Below are 14,384 nucleotides of genomic sequence, written 5' to 3' on the forward strand. Positions count from 1 at the left end.
GCCTTTTACTCTTAATTTTACTGACTCTAAATATATCAACATTAATCGGTCAATCTATTCAACAACAAGAAATGCAAAAACTCAGTCACTTTGTTGGCGATTGGGTAGGTGTTTCTAAAGCTTTTGAAAATGGAAAAGTCATCAGAGAAATCCCGGCTTACGAAAAAATAAGTTATAAAGTTGATAAGCATATTCTCACTATAGACTTATATTCTGAAAGTCTTAAGCTACATACGGTTATTTATTTTGATGAAAAGTCTAATACTTACTACTACAACCCGTTTTACAAAACAGGAGCCTCTAGGTATCCAGCAAAACTTGTTGATGGGAAACTGATTGTTACGCCTTCTAAAACCAAACGCTTTATTTTTGAAATCATAGAAGACGGTAAATTTCGAGAGTATGGGGAAAATCTGATTGATGACAAATGGGTTAAATATTTTGAGGATGTCTTTGAAATTCAATAAAATAAATGAATAATAATTTTAAGTATCATAACGTTGTATACTTTGCACCTCTTTGGTTAAGATTAAACTTTTTATAATAAATACTCTAAAATGGCCAACAACAAACTTCTAGTCAACGAACGCCAGGCAGATTTGGGCCAATTTATGGTCGGTCGACTTCTGCCCTTTCGCGGTAAACGTCAGGTGGGACCTTTTACATTTATAGATCACATGGGACCGACAACTCTAGGTAACGGGATATACATGGATGTCGATCAGCATCCGCATATTGGTCTTAGCACCTTGACCTATTTATTTAAGGGTGAAATTGAACATCGAGACAGTATTGGCAGTGTTCAGCTTATATCGCCAGGCGACGTTGGATTTATGACTGCTGGCCATGGAGTGACTCACACTGAGCGTACTCCTGAATCCAAGAGAACTCACGATACATTTGAAATGCACGGTTATCAAATTTGGTTGGCCTTACCTAAAGACAAAGAAGACATGGAACCCAATTTTCAGTTTTATAAGTCATCAGAAATACCATCCTGGACTCAAAAATAACCTTGACATTAAACTTGTCGCTGGTAATGCTTTCGGAAAGTCTGCACCTTTACAAGGCTATTCATTTTTATTTATGGTAGATATCTTAGCAGAAGATGAAACTACTCTCGATTTATCAAATGCCTTAAGAGGTGAAGTGGCTTTTGTCATTGTTGAAGGTGAAATAACAGAAGAAGACCAAAAAATTCAAGCCGGACAAATGCTCATCAGCAAAGCAGATGAACAGTGTAAAATATGCCTGGCTAAAGGAACGCGATTGTTGCTATTCGGCGGTGAGCCCTTAGCCAAGGAACATTTTCTGTTATGGAATTTTGTTTTTAGTGATAAAGACAAGCTCAAAGCTGCTAAAACACGATGGGAGAATAAAAACTTTCCTAAAGTACAAGGTGATGAGACTTATATTCCTATACCTAAAGCAGTGTAGCTCGATGTGGTGTATGTTTTACAAATGTTGAGATGGTTATTGATATTCCTCAGGAACTTTATCGCGGTGTTTCCAGCGTTTATGCGTCCATAAATAATATTCCGGAGCTTCTTTAATTTGCTGTTCAACTTTTTTAAAGAACATATCGGTGATTTGATAGTCTTTGAAATCACGGGGTTTTTCAGTCAGAGTTTCAAAAGTGGTTTCATAGTAACCGCGTTTCAGTCTTTTTACGCTAAAAAACACAACGGCCATATCTAGTTCTTTGGCGAGGTATTCAGCGCCAGTATGCATGGGAACGGTGATTCCCATAAATGTATTCCAATGTAAAGCCTTCCAGAATTTTGGGGATTGATCAGAAACAAAACCGCTTATACTCAATTCACCCAATTCCTTAGATTGCTTTAAAATTTCAAAAGTTTCTTTGGTAGTTATTAACTGCGTGTCATATTTTGCCCGTATTTTTCTGACTAACCTATCAAAATATTTATTAGCGAGTCTTTTATATACAGCATATCCTTTGTGGTTGACATACCTTTGTAATATAAAAATCCACTCCCAACTTCCATAATGGGCACACATTAAGATAATACTTTTCCCTTTTTTTTCTAAATCCCATATCAATTCAATATTGGTAAACTTATATCTCTCTTTAAGTTCATTCTCAGAAATAGTTAATGATTTTAGAGATTCCACGATCATATCACACAAATGGTGATAAAATTTGGAAGTGATAGTTGAAATTTCCTTTTCTGACTTTCCAGGGAAGACAAGCCTTAAATTATTTTGGACGACTTTTTTCCGGTAGCCAAATACAACATATATAAAAAAATAGAGCACATCAGATACCGCGTAGAGAATACGAAAGGGGAGAATTGACACTAACCAAATTAATGGATATATGAGACAATAAACAAAAAATTGCATAACAAAATCTTACATTGGATATCTACCAAATTCAATAGAAATCAAATATATAATTTAAATTGATTAAATGGTTTATTTTATGGTATCTTAAAAATTTTAGAAGCACGCATTATATGCCTCGACAATTTTTATGATGTCATCTGACTTATAGATTTCATTATTTATTTTATCCATTACATCAGGGCAATCAGAAAAATAGTCGGCAGCAGTTGTTTTAAAAGATTTGAAAATATTTTTTAAATTTTGTATTCTACGTATACTTCACCGTCTCTTTTTACATACATTTTACTCGACGGGTAACCACCATTAAACTCAGGTATACTGTTGAAGACATCTTCAGAATACAAACTTATTTTTCCTTCAGCTAAGACTCTTCATAAAACGAGATCGTTTTTTGAAATTCTTTCGTAACTATACTTTTCAAAATTCCCACTTTGATTTTTTACAATAAAATAATCTATATTTTTACCCTTATATTTATTTTTCTTTGCCTTTTCATTGGCGCTATATTTTATTTTTCCATTCATTCTCATACCCCACATTTTCTCACAACAGTCTCAAATTTGATAATTCCTACTTTTTGTTTACCGTTGTTTAACACTAAAACGTCTTCGTGCCAATTATTTGAAAATGTACCTTCTTTGCCAAATTCAATGACTTGTAAAAATGAATTTACTGAAAAAAATATGATTATAAAAAACAATTTCATAAAATAAAGGTTGTTTAGATTTTAAATAAAAAATAGGATTTAAGCTTCCAAAACCCGATTAACAGCACCAGGGACAATCGCTGAGTGGGAGGCGTGATGAACGACCTGACCTTTATACAGAATAATTAATTGCGGCGACTGATGTAAAATACCAAACTTTTCTGATATAGCATCTGAAATATCACGGTGAGCCAACAAATCTAAGTAGAGGAGAAGCACAGCATCTTCATTAAAATCGGCATTGCTTTGAAATTGGTTCAACACCATTCTACTGATACCACATCGCGTGGAATGTTTAAATATTACAACGGGTTTTTCTTGTGAAACGGTTAAAGCATTATCCAATTGTTTGACTTCTTCTAAAACTTTCCAATCTAAAGATTTTTGTTCTTGTTTCGCTCCAAATAATGTGTTGAGAAATCCCATATTTTTTATTGATAATTGTCGTATATTTCTTTAATAACTTTCAAAAGTAAACAATCATAACGGATTAAAACAAGACAAAATGGCTTAAAAAAACTAAAAATAGATGCCAAAATGACAATTCTTTTAAAGGGTATATTTTTTGACTTTTAAAAGGTAAATTAAATTATAATTAATACTAAAAATATGAATCCAAATCAATTCACAATAAAAGCCCAAGAAGTCATTCAAAAAGCGCAACAATTGGCGCAAGAATACGGGCATCAACAAATTGAAAATGAACACGTCTTTAAAGCTTTAATAGAAGTGGATAAAAATGTGTTACCATTTATTTTTAAAAAGTTGAGTATCAATCATAAACTCTTTGTCGATATTCTCGAAAATACCTTAAAGAGTTTTGCGAAAGTGAGCGGAAGTGATATTATGCTTTCTCGTGAAGCTAATAAAACCTTCAACGAAGCGACAATTATCGCAAAAAAAATGGAAGATGAATACGTTTCTGTAGAGCATCTTATTTTAGCCATTTTTAAAAGTGACTCAAAAGTAGCTCAAATTTTAAAAGACCAAGGCGCCACTGAAAAAAGTCTAAAAGCGGCTATCGAAGAATTGCGCCAAGGTGATAAAGTAACGTCTCAAACCGCAGAAGACACTTATAATTCACTAGATAAATATGCTAAAAATCTCAACCAATTGGCTGAAGATGGAAAACTCGACCCAGTCATAGGCCGTGATGAAGAGATTAGACGTATTCTTCAGATTTTATCCCGACGCACCAAAAATAATCCCATGTTGGTCGGTGAGCCAGGAACAGGTAAAACTGCTATTGCAGAAGGTTTAGCCCATAGAATTATTGCCGGTGATGTGCCTGAAAATCTTAAATCTAAACGCATTTACAACCTTGATATGGGCGCATTAATCGCAGGTGCAAAATATAAAGGCGAATTTGAAGAACGCTTAAAATCTGTCATCAAAGAGGTGACAAAAAGCGATGGTGAAATCGTCTTGTTTATAGACGAAATTCACACGCTTGTTGGGGCTGGCGGTGGTCAAGGCGCAATGGATGCAGCTAACATTTTAAAACCTGCTTTAGCGCGTGGCGAGTTGAGAGCTATAGGAGCTACAACACTTGATGAATTCCAAAAGTACTTTGAAAAAGATAAAGCCCTTGAGCGTCGTTTCCAAAAAGTGATGGTGTTGGAGCCTGATACAGAATCGGCTATTTCTATTTTACGTGGTATCAAAGAAAAATATGAAACTCACCATAAGGTTCGTATTAAAGATGAAGCCATTATTGGTGCAGTTGAACTCTCTCAACGCTATATCACCACCCGGTTTTTGCCCGATAAAGCTATAGATTTAATGGATGAATCAGCCTCAAAGTTACGAATGGAAATCAATTCAAAACCTGAAGAACTTGATGTGTTAGATCGTAAAATACGTCAATTGGAAATTGAGATTGAAGCCATAAAGCGCGAAAAAGATGAAGCTAAACTCAAAATACTCAAATCGGATTTAGCTGAATTGAAAGAAGAACGCAATGATTTGAATGCCAAGTGGAAAAACGAAAAAGAATTGGTCGACAATATTCAACAAATCAAAACCGATATCGAACAATTCAAACTCGAAGCCGAACGAGCCGAGCGTGAAGGCGATTATGGTAAAGTGGCTGAAATACGTTATGGAAAAGTCAAAAACGCACAAGAAGAACTTGAAAAGCTACAAAAACAAGTTGAAGAAAATGCCGGTGCAGACACTTTAATTAAAGAAGAAGTGACGTATGAAGACATCGCTGAAGTTGTCGCTAAATGGACAGGTATTCCTGTCACGAAAATGCTTCAAACTGAACGCGAGAAATTACTTAAACTTGAAGACGAACTGCATAAGAGAGTTGTTGGTCAGCAAGAAGCTATCGTTGCCGTAAGCGATGCTGTGCGTAGAAGTCGTGCAGGACTGCAAGATGAGAAAAAGCCATTAGGTTCATTTTTGTTTCTCGGGACGACAGGTGTTGGTAAAACTGAACTCGCCAAAGCTTTAGCTGAGTATTTGTTTGACGATGAAAACGCCATGACTAGAATAGACATGAGTGAATATCAAGAACGTCATGCCGTGAGTCGATTAGTTGGTGCACCTCCAGGATATGTTGGCTACGACGAAGGTGGTCAATTAACTGAAGCTGTGAGGCGAAGACCATATTCTGTGGTGCTGCTTGATGAAATTGAAAAAGCACATCCAGATACCTTCAATATATTGTTGCAAGTTTTAGATGAAGGCCGTTTAACCGATAATAAAGGCCGACTAGCCGATTTTAAAAATGCCATTATCGTGATGACCTCAAACACGGGTAGTCATATTATTCAAGAGAAATATGACAACCTTAATGATGTTGATACCGCGATGAATGCCGCAAAAGTTGATGTTTTGAACTTGCTAAAGAAGAATGTAAGACCAGAATTCCTCAATCGAATTGACGATATCATCATGTTTTCACCACTAAGTGAAAATGATATCAAATCTATTGTCGATTTACAGCTTAAACAGTTGCAGAGAATGTTGAAAAAACAAGGCATAACTCTAGATGCAACAGATGAAGCTAAAGCTCATCTCGCGAAGTTAGGATATGATCCGCAATACGGTGCAAGACCAGTTAAGCGAACCATACAGCGTGAAGTGCTTAACAATTTATCTAAAGAAATATTAGCACAAAAAGTCACAGCAGATAGTATTATTCTATTAGATCAGTTTGATGGAAATTTGGTCTTTAGAAATCAAAAAGATTTGATTAAGTCTTAACTTGATGTGAATTTCTATTATTTAATAAAAGCCTGCTCCAAGAGCGGGCTTTTTTTTAGTGAAAAATTCAGAAGTTAAAAAAATAAACGTCACTATGAACCCGATTTTATAAGGACGCGGCAGTCTGTTGAGTTTGAGTTTTAAGCGTTATTTTGGTTTATTCCCAATTTTACTTGAATAGCAAAAGATAACGTCGTCCTACGTCCTCGCTATGACGTTGTCGTCACTGCGAACCCTATTTTATGAGAGCATGACAGTCCGTTGATTATGAATTTTGATGATTTTTTATTTTTACTTTAATATAAAGAGATAGCATCGTCCTGCGTCCTCATCTATGATGTTGTTGTCACTGCGTTTCCGCTATGACAATTTAGCGGCGTTGACTATTCTTTAAAAGCCAAAATATTGACATAATTTATTCTGATTTTTCTACGGCCTTAACCTCTAAAGTCCTAATAAAAATTTTGAAACTTATTACCCTAAACATTTGAGGTCTCCAAGACCTGAAAGGTTCTTATTGGAATTAGTGAAACCTGTATTTTATTTCTGCTCTATAGCTTTAACCTGTTTTGGAGTTATCATGTCTTCTTGCGTATTGTCCCAAGAATTCATAATATAATTCATCACATCGGCGATTTCTTCATCGCTTAAGCCTTGAGCTGGCATGACATTGTTATAAGTCTCTCCATTGACTTTTATTTCGCCCTTCAGTCCGTATTTGAGTGAAGCTATACTTTTATCAACCTTATCGACCAACCAATCGGATTGGGCTAATGGTGGATAAACACCGGAAACGCCTTTTCCTGTTGGTAAGTGACAACGCATACAAAAATCTTCGTAAACCCACTGACCGTCTTTGATACTTTGTTCCAGGGTTTTTTCTTGTGTAAAGGATTGATATTCAGATTTAAATTCAGTAAAATTATAATATATCGCTAAACTAATGAGTATTTTTATTAATGTTGACATTGTAAATTAATTTAATAGTTTCACCAATCCAACCCCTTCAACACCAACATAAACATAACCGTCTGTTCCTTGCTCAATACTTCTAATACGACCAATGCCCTCTAAAAGTTTTTCGCGTTTGATAACTTTATCATTTTCAATAACTAAATGTTCCACATATTGAAATTTTAGTGAGCCTACCAAAATATTACTATTCAGATGCGGATATTTTTCTGAGCGGACAAACGTCATTCCACTCGGTGCGATAGATGGCACCCAATAATGAAAAGGTTGAGCCATGCCTTCTTTTTCAGTAATGTCTGTAAACTTTGTCCCCGAATAGTTTATGCCATAACTTATGACTGGCCAACCATAATTTACACCTTTATCTATGATGTTGATTTCATCTCCACCACGTGGACCGTGTTCATGCACCCAAATTTTACCGGATTCCGGATGAATTTCCATGCCTTGTGGATTGCGGTGTCCAAAACTGTAAATGGCTTTTTTTGCTCCAACTTCATCAACAAAAGGATTGTCTTCAGGGATATTTCCATCATCATGAAGGCGGTAGATTTTACCGTTATCTCGGGTAATGTCTTGTGGATTTTCGTCGCGATTACCTCGATCGCCAATAGAAAAATACAAATAGCCATCACGATCAAACTCGATGCGACTGCCAAAATGTTGACCGCGTTTTGAAGGTTGTTCGCCTTGATATAAAACCTCCAAATCAGTTATACTGTTATTGTTGATTTGAAACCTGACTAATCTGGTATTTCCGCCGACTTCAGTTTCAGATTTTTTAGCATAAGTGGCGTAAATCCAAGGTTGTTCTGGATATTTTGGATGAATTTTTAAATCCATCAAACCGCCTTGTCCACGCACATAAACTTCTGGAAATCCTGTGATTTCTGTTTTGTTTTTATCTTTAATATGATAAAGCTGACCTGATTTTTCGGTTACTATTATACTTCCATCAGGAAAAAAATCAAAACCCCAAAGAATCGGTATGTCTTTAGCAATAACTTCGTAATCGTAATCTTTAGGGGATTCTTTGATGTTTTTATCAGTTTGGGCACAGGCTATTAAACCAGTTAAACTCAAGGCAAAAAGTAAATATCTCATCGATTTAAATTTTAAATTTTTCTGAAATATAATCATATTCTCATTATTCTAATTTACTTTATGAAAATTATAAAATTTATCACCCATAACGATGAATTACAGTATTGATTTGAATGCAGATTTAGGTGAAGGTAAAGCGAATGATGGCGCTTTACTTAAACATGTGTCATCTTGTAATATTGCTTGCGGTGGTCATGCGGGTAATCGTTCAAGTATATTGAAAATCATTCAGTTGGCACAAAAGAATAATGTTAAAATAGGAGCACATCCTTCCTATCCAGACATTAAAAATTTTGGTCGAAAGTCACTTGACATCTCTATTCCGGTGCTAATAAGATCTATTGAAAGCCAATTGGTGCAATTCGAAGAATGTATAAACGAAGCTCAAGCCAAATGGCAACATATCAAATTTCACGGTGCTTTATATAACGACCTTAAATTTGATAAGACTAAGGCTAAAGCTATGGTTGATTTAATTCAAAAAAACTACCCAGGCATCACCATTTTTGTGCCACCTAACTCTATCATTCAATCTGTCGCAAAATCAAAAATCCCTATAAAGGTTGAAGGTTTTGCAGATAGAGCTTATAATAATGATTTGAGTTTGGTTTCAAGACAAAAACCCAATGCCGTTTTAACATCTTCTGAAGAAGTAGTCAATCAAGTTTTAAAAATGATTGTCAATCAAGTCGTTAAAGTTTCTCATTCAAAGACAATACCGATTTCGATTGATACCATTTGCATACATGGTGATACTCCAAAGGCTTTAGAAATTTTAGAAATTCTCGTTGAGGAACTTAAAAATCATAAAATTAAGATTCATTGAGCCAAGTATTTAATAAGTATAAAATTTATTTTACTTCTCCCAGAAGCTTAATTATAGTGTGGGAATTTGATTTGTCATCAAAGTATATCAGAGCTTTACAAGTTTTTAAAAGTCAAGTTTTATCTGAAGATAAAGATATTCAATTCATCACTTCAGCCTTTAAATCTATACTTATCAAATATAGACTTAATAATGTAAATATTTTAGATAAAAAGAAATCTGTAGAAGAACAATTAAATTGGTTTAAAGAAAAAGATTTGGAAGACACTAAATCAAGACTTTTTAAGATCCCTGTATGTTATAACGGTTTTGGACTAGACTTACAGCATATTTCAAATCAAACAAAATTGAACCAATCTGAAATCATTAAACTTCATACTGGTCAAGTTTACACGTTATACTTCATAGGTTTTTTACCCGGCTTTTTGTATTTAGGTGATGTTGATAAACGCATTCAAATGCCAAGACACCAAAAACCACGTCCAAAAGTTGAAAAAGGCAGTGTAGGTATCGCTGAAAACCAAACAGGAATTTACCCGATGTCTTCGCCAGGAGGTTGGCAAATTATTGGTCAAACGCCAGTTGAATTGTTTGATGTTAATCAAAATCCGCCCAGTCCATTTCAACCGGGCGACAAAATTCAGTTTTACACCATAGATCAATCAGAATTTGAAAGGCTCAATAATTCTGAAATTTCAATTCAAAAATTTAAACACAATGATTGAGTTACTTTCTAGCGGCTTCTATACGAGTATTCAGGATAACGGACGTTTTAACTATACGGATTTTGGTGCGCCTTTAAGCGGTGCCATGGATCAAAATTTATTAAGTTTTGCTAACTTGTTAGTTGGTAACTCCACCGATCAGGCTGTAATTGAAATGGCATTTATCGGTCCAAAACTCAAATTCACAAAAGCCCAAACCATTGCTATCTCTGCCCCAAAAGTTAAAGTATTTTTAAATGGTAAATCGGTAGCAATTAATCATCAACTTTTTGTAAAACCCAACGACATTTTAGAAATTAAAAGCATTCAAAATTGGGCTTATTTATCAATAAACGGACATTTAATTTCAGAAGAAAAACTTGAAAGCCAGAGTCAATACCATTCAATTACAACAAATAAAAATCTTAAAAAAGGAGACATTTTAAAAATTAAAAAAAGCCAATATAAATTCCATAAAAAACACTCCAATGTCAATTATGATATGTCCATTTATGATTGTAATACCTTACAAGTTTATACTTTACCAGAATATCAAAAACTAAGTCGCAATGAAAAAGAAATTTTATCGACCAAGGCATTCACCATTTCTGAAAAAAGCAACCGCATGGCTTATCAATTTGAAGAAACTTTTGAAAATCGTTTAGATGCTATCAATTCTGTTCCTGTGATGCCAGGCGTAGTGCAATTAACACCCGAAGGCAAGCTCGTTGTTTTGATGCGCGATGCACAAGTCACTGGTGGATATCCTCGGATATTTCAGTTGTCCGAAAGCAGTATAAATCTATTATCACAAAAACCTCTAAAAAGTCAGATAAATTTTGAAATTTTGAAACTCAAATAAAATATCATTTATGAAATCAAAGAAAGTTAAGTTTAAAAATAAAAACGAAGAAGAATTAGTTGGCAGGTTAGATTTGCCAGTTGATAAGCGCATTCACAGTTATTGCATTTTTGCGCATTGTTTTACTTGTAATAAAAATCTAAAAGCCATCAAAAATATTTCAGATGGATTAACTTCAAGTGGTTTTGGTGTTTTACGGTTTGATTTTACAGGATTAGGTCAAAGTGACGGGGCATTTGAAGATACAGATTTTTCCCACAATGTAGATGATTTAATTGCAGCTTCTAAGTTTTTAGAAGACCATTATGAAGCCCCAATTTTAATTATTGGACATTCTTTGGGCGGAACAGCCAGTATTTTTGCTGCTCATCAACTCGATCACATCAAAGCTTATGTCACAATTGGTAGCCCTTTTCAACCCGAACATGTTAGTAAATTACTTGAAAGTAAAATGGACGAAATTCAAAGTGAAGGCAAAGCTAAAGTGAATGTTGGAGGTAGAAGTTTTACCATTAAAAAAGACTTTCTTGAAGATTTACAAAAAAATAAGATAGACGAATTCCTCGGCGACCTTAAAAAGCCTTATCTCATTTTTCATTCACCACAAGATGAGATTGTAGGTGTAAAAAATGCAGAATTGCTCTATAAAAATGCTCACCATCCTAAAAGTTTTGTTTCTCTTGATGGTGCAGACCATTTAATGTCAAACCCAAAAGACTCACTTTATGTTGGTCAAGTCATTTCAAGTTGGGCAAGCCGCTATCTTGATGTGTTTGAAAAAGAAAAAGAGCTAAAAACCAAACATCAGGTTGTAGCAAGCTTAGATCAAAACGATGATTTTACAACCGAAATGGCTCTTGGGTCACATAGAATGCAAGCTGATGAGCCTGAAGATTTTGGTGGTAAAAATTTAGGCCCAAATCCATATGAGCTGGTGTCTGGTGGTTTAGCAGCCTGCACTGCTATGACTATTCAAATGTATGCTAAACGTAAAAAGTGGCCAGTTGAAAATGTTGAAGTTCATATCAATCACAAGAAAGACCATTGTGATGACTGTAAAAACATTAATGATAAGAATTCAAAAATAGACATCTTTGAGAGGGATTTGATTTTAAAAGGCGATTTAGACGATAAACAAAGACAACGCTTGTTAGAAATTGCCAACAAATGCCCTGTTCACAAAACACTTCACAGTGAAGTAGAAGTAAAAACCAAACTTTTAGATGAATAGGACATCATGCTTGTGTTAATTTTTATTAATCCTTTGACCAAAGCTGATGATATCCTTAAATTCGTTGAGAATTTTAAAATAAATTTAAATAAAGAAAAAAATGAAAAACTTAGTAATTAGCTGTTTATCCTTATTATTAATTTTGATGAGCTGTAAAAAACAGGCGGATCAAAACAAAGAAACAGAAAACAAAGAAGTTAACACCGAAGAAAGGGCTGAAGAGTCTAAAATAACTTTGTCTAAATTTGAGGATTCACCAAAATTTGAAGACGCAAAAATTAGTCTTAACGAGCCAGATGTTAGTGAAATAAGTGAAGAGTCAGGTAAAGCCGAAGTCAAGTTTGATTTTAATGTTGAAAATTATGAACTTGGCATTCAAACGGATGGTGCAGGAGAAAATGGTTTAGCCAATTCCGGTAATGGTCAACACATCCATTTTATTTTAGACAATGCACCTTATTCAGCACATTATGAGCCTTCTTTTTCAAAAGAAATAGAAGAGGGACATCACGTGTTATTAGCGTTTTTATCACGTTCATACCACGAATCTGTAAAAAATGCCTTTTTGGTTCAACCAGTTACTGTTGGTGATCCTGAAGGAGAGGCGCCAGACTTAACGGCACCACATATGTTTTACAGTCGTCCTAAAGGCACCTACAGTGGAAAAGGTACTGAAAAACTCTTGCTGGATTTCTTTTTAGTCAATACCGAAATTTCAGAAACTGGAAACAAAGTAAAGGCAAAGATCAATGGTGAAGAATTTACAATTACAGAATGGGTACCGTATGTTATAGAAGGTTTAGACAAAGGCGAAGTTGAAATACAGCTTCAATTGGTTGATGCTGAGGGTAATTTAATTCCTGGACCCTTTAATGATGTCACAAGAACAGTGACTCTAAAATAATACATTTTACATATTTATAAAAAACCTGGCTATAAGCTGGGTTTTTTTATGCCAAATTTTATCTAACTTTATCAACCTAATTATTAAAAAGAATGAACCCATCAGCAGCAGGTTGGATCAACAGATATCTTGTAGAGTACGATCGTGATCTACAGGAGTTATCTGAATATTCATTTGAAGCATTTTATCACGAGCTCAAAAAAGTGGGTTTTATTTATGGTACGAACTTAACACCTGTAAGTCAGCGTAAAAATGATGATTTTAAATTGACGCAAGAAGAGTTGGCTAAAGTCAATCTTTTTACAGCGCTTTCAATTGTATATTTTCATCATAACTCAAAGAAAAGTCATGAGTTATGTTTAAAAACTATTATTTCTTTTTACGCTAAACTTAAACGCACTCACCAGTCATTATTTCAGTTTAAATGGTTATCAAAATCAAAACCTGATAAAGAATTAGAAAACATATTACATCAGCGAGTTCAAACCAATGACTCTTACCTTCAAAAAAACTTCAGTAACATAGTTACCAATGCTCTGTTATTTATAGATGTGATAGCATTCAAAAATTTTCTTAACAACACGTATGAAACTTGTTGGTTTGCTACCCGAACCGAAGAGCTCTTAGTCAATACATTATATTTAGCTTTAAAAGAAAAAAAGTTAAAAGGTAAATACGATGAAATAATTATTAAACTTATTCAAAGCTCGTTGAGATATCACGAGATTGAGATTGATAATTTAAAACGACTTTCTGATTTGGACTTTAGCATTTTAAAAGATAAAGTAGAAAAACTTTATCTAATTGATATGATGTGCATGACGTTATATTCAGATGAAGTCATTGATGAAACTGAAAAAGACTTTATTATAAAATTATCGCACAGTTTAAATATTTCCAGGCAAGATTTAGATCATTCTATTCAATTTTTATACGATTTTGTAAATAAAAACAAGTCTGAAATATACTATTTTAATACAGCTCATCCAGTTAAATATTTCTACGATAGAACTTACCGAACATTATCATTGTTAATTGTTAGAAATAAAAAAAGAATCATTAAAGAAATATCTCAGAGTAAAGAGTTAATGCATCTATTGATGATTTCATCTTATAGAGATTTAAATTCAATAGAAAAGCGAAAGGTTAAAACACAATTATTAGATATTTTTAAAACCATTCCATCACTAGCTATTTTTGCTTTACCAGGTGGGAGCTTATTGTTGCCAATTGTTATAAAAATGATTCCATCTATCTTACCATCTTCTTTCAATGAGAATTTAAATAAAGAAAGTTAATTAAATTTAAATAAATTATATTTATATTTGGCTTATTATCAAGCCCTTGTGATTAGAGTTCTTTTATCAGAAAAAAAACAATATTTTTTTAAAAAAAAGTGTTTGTAGAAAGGAAAAAAGGTTTTACATTTGCACCCGCTTTCGGGCGAAAATTAAAATTAATTAAAACGTACATTGACATATTGAATTGACATGTC

15 protein-coding genes are annotated in these 14,384 nt (G+C 34.0%); 10 read left to right on the top strand and 5 right to left on the bottom strand.

The features are described 5' to 3' along the window. The first annotated feature begins 71 nt into the window (after positions 1–71). The 3 genes from FCN74_RS11555 (at position 72) to FCN74_RS12240 (ending at position 1,437) form a co-directional block, all read left to right on the top strand. Positions 72–467: a hypothetical protein gene (locus FCN74_RS11555; RefSeq protein WP_138932763.1), complete on the top strand. Its 396-nt coding sequence runs from the start codon at positions 72–74 to the stop codon at positions 465–467. 90 nt (positions 468–557) lie between these two features. Further along, positions 558–1,013, top strand: coding sequence for a pirin family protein (locus FCN74_RS12235; RefSeq protein WP_246062625.1), 456 nt, complete (start codon positions 558–560; stop codon positions 1,011–1,013). A gap of 73 nt (positions 1,014–1,086) precedes the next feature. Then, positions 1,087–1,437, top strand: coding sequence for a pirin-like C-terminal cupin domain-containing protein (locus tag FCN74_RS12240; RefSeq protein ID WP_246062626.1), 351 nt, complete (start codon positions 1,087–1,089; stop codon positions 1,435–1,437). Positions 1,438–1,473: 36 nt separating this feature from the next. Here FCN74_RS12240 and FCN74_RS11565 read toward each other — a convergent pair whose 3' ends face one another. The 3 genes from FCN74_RS11565 to ytxJ all read right to left on the bottom strand — a co-directional run bounded on the left by FCN74_RS11565 (position 1,474) and on the right by ytxJ (position 3,499). Then, positions 1,474–2,364, bottom strand: coding sequence for a lysophospholipid acyltransferase family protein (locus FCN74_RS11565; protein WP_138932764.1), 891 nt, complete (start codon positions 2,362–2,364; stop codon positions 1,474–1,476). A gap of 529 nt (positions 2,365–2,893) precedes the next feature. Further along, on the bottom strand, positions 2,894–3,073 hold the full coding sequence (locus tag FCN74_RS11570; RefSeq protein ID WP_138932765.1) for a hypothetical protein: 180 nt from the start codon (positions 3,071–3,073) through the stop codon (positions 2,894–2,896). Positions 3,074–3,112: 39 nt separating this feature from the next. Next, positions 3,113–3,499 (bottom strand): bacillithiol system redox-active protein YtxJ, encoded by a 387-nt coding sequence (ytxJ, locus tag FCN74_RS11575; protein WP_138932766.1) that lies wholly within the window; start codon positions 3,497–3,499, stop codon positions 3,113–3,115. Between the two features lie 183 nt (positions 3,500–3,682). On the opposite strand from ytxJ, the gene clpB reads away from it, so the two are divergent. Further along, positions 3,683–6,286: an ATP-dependent chaperone ClpB gene (gene clpB / locus FCN74_RS11580; RefSeq protein ID WP_138932767.1), complete on the top strand. Its 2,604-nt coding sequence runs from the start codon at positions 3,683–3,685 to the stop codon at positions 6,284–6,286. A gap of 540 nt (positions 6,287–6,826) precedes the next feature. Here the strand turns inward: clpB and FCN74_RS11585 are convergent. Together FCN74_RS11585 and FCN74_RS11590 are read right to left on the bottom strand one after the other, a co-directional pair. Continuing rightward, positions 6,827–7,255 (bottom strand): c-type cytochrome, encoded by a 429-nt coding sequence (locus FCN74_RS11585; protein WP_138932768.1) that lies wholly within the window; start codon positions 7,253–7,255, stop codon positions 6,827–6,829. A 6-nt stretch (positions 7,256–7,261) separates the two neighbouring features. Beyond that, entirely contained in the window at positions 7,262–8,362 is a 1,101-nt protein-coding gene (locus FCN74_RS11590) for a PQQ-dependent sugar dehydrogenase (protein WP_138932769.1), read from the bottom strand. 91 nt (positions 8,363–8,453) lie between these two features. Between FCN74_RS11590 and pxpA the strand changes: the two genes are divergently transcribed. The 6 genes from pxpA to FCN74_RS11620 all read left to right on the top strand — a co-directional run bounded on the left by pxpA (position 8,454) and on the right by FCN74_RS11620 (position 14,187). Continuing rightward, positions 8,454–9,188 (top strand): 5-oxoprolinase subunit PxpA, encoded by a 735-nt coding sequence (gene pxpA, locus FCN74_RS11595; RefSeq protein WP_212751771.1) that lies wholly within the window; start codon positions 8,454–8,456, stop codon positions 9,186–9,188. Then, a complete protein-coding gene (pxpB, locus tag FCN74_RS11600) occupies positions 9,185–9,913 on the top strand; it encodes a 5-oxoprolinase subunit PxpB (RefSeq protein ID WP_138932770.1) in 729 nt (242 codons plus the stop codon). The genes pxpA and pxpB overlap by 4 nt, the downstream gene beginning before the upstream one ends. Continuing rightward, positions 9,906–10,754 (top strand): 5-oxoprolinase subunit C family protein, encoded by an 849-nt coding sequence (locus FCN74_RS11605; protein WP_138932771.1) that lies wholly within the window; start codon positions 9,906–9,908, stop codon positions 10,752–10,754. Before pxpB ends, FCN74_RS11605 begins: the two co-directional genes overlap by 8 nt. A gap of 10 nt (positions 10,755–10,764) precedes the next feature. Next, positions 10,765–11,985 (top strand): bifunctional alpha/beta hydrolase/OsmC family protein, encoded by a 1,221-nt coding sequence (locus FCN74_RS11610; protein ID WP_138932772.1) that lies wholly within the window; start codon positions 10,765–10,767, stop codon positions 11,983–11,985. Between the two features lie 100 nt (positions 11,986–12,085). Continuing rightward, the gene (locus FCN74_RS11615; RefSeq protein WP_138932773.1) at positions 12,086–12,889 is read left to right on the top strand and encodes a hypothetical protein; all 804 of its coding nucleotides are present in this window, start codon (positions 12,086–12,088) and stop codon (positions 12,887–12,889) included. A gap of 92 nt (positions 12,890–12,981) precedes the next feature. Beyond that, a complete protein-coding gene (locus tag FCN74_RS11620) occupies positions 12,982–14,187 on the top strand; it encodes an LETM1-related biofilm-associated protein (RefSeq protein WP_138932774.1) in 1,206 nt (401 codons plus the stop codon). Positions 14,188–14,384 lie beyond the last annotated feature (197 nt).

The sequence above is a fragment of the Mesohalobacter halotolerans genome, from assembly GCF_006120725.1.
In the GTDB taxonomy this organism is placed as follows: Bacteria; Bacteroidota; Bacteroidia; order Flavobacteriales; family Flavobacteriaceae; genus Psychroflexus; species Psychroflexus halotolerans.